The 414-nt window shown below is 46.4% G+C and carries 1 protein-coding gene; it reads left to right on the forward strand.

Translation table 11 applies throughout. From position 1 onward, the window contains the following. Positions 1–414 (forward strand): pyruvate kinase (locus D7Y13_RS43845; RefSeq protein ID WP_244222499.1); only part of this gene is annotated, 414 nt, incomplete at both ends.

Consider the following 414-nt stretch of genomic DNA (forward strand, 5'->3'; position numbering starts at 1 on the left):
AGATGATTATTGCAGCAGGTGCTGATGTGCTTTGGCTCAACACAGCTCACCAGGACGAAGCAGGCACTCTCGAAGTTGTAAATCGTATTCGTTCTGTGACGACCAGGCTCCCGATCATGATCGACACCAAGGGTCCTGAAATTCGTACCAAGAACATCGAAACTCCGTTTGCTGTCAAAACAGGTGATGTCATTATCTTCACAGGTGATCTTACCTACACTGGTCAGAACGTCGTACAGGTCAGCTATCCGAATTTCCACAATGAAGTTCCTGTCGGCTCATACGTGCTCTACGATGATGCTTCTATCGAAACGGTTGTTACCGAGAAGGTTAAGAACGGCATCAAGTGTGTCGTGAAAGGTTCTGGTCTCATCAAGAACAAGAAATCTCTCAACATCCCAGATGTTCATATCG

Source organism: Corallococcus praedator (genome assembly GCF_003612125.1).
In the GTDB taxonomy this organism is placed as follows: Bacteria; Myxococcota; Myxococcia; order Myxococcales; family Myxococcaceae; genus Corallococcus; species Corallococcus praedator.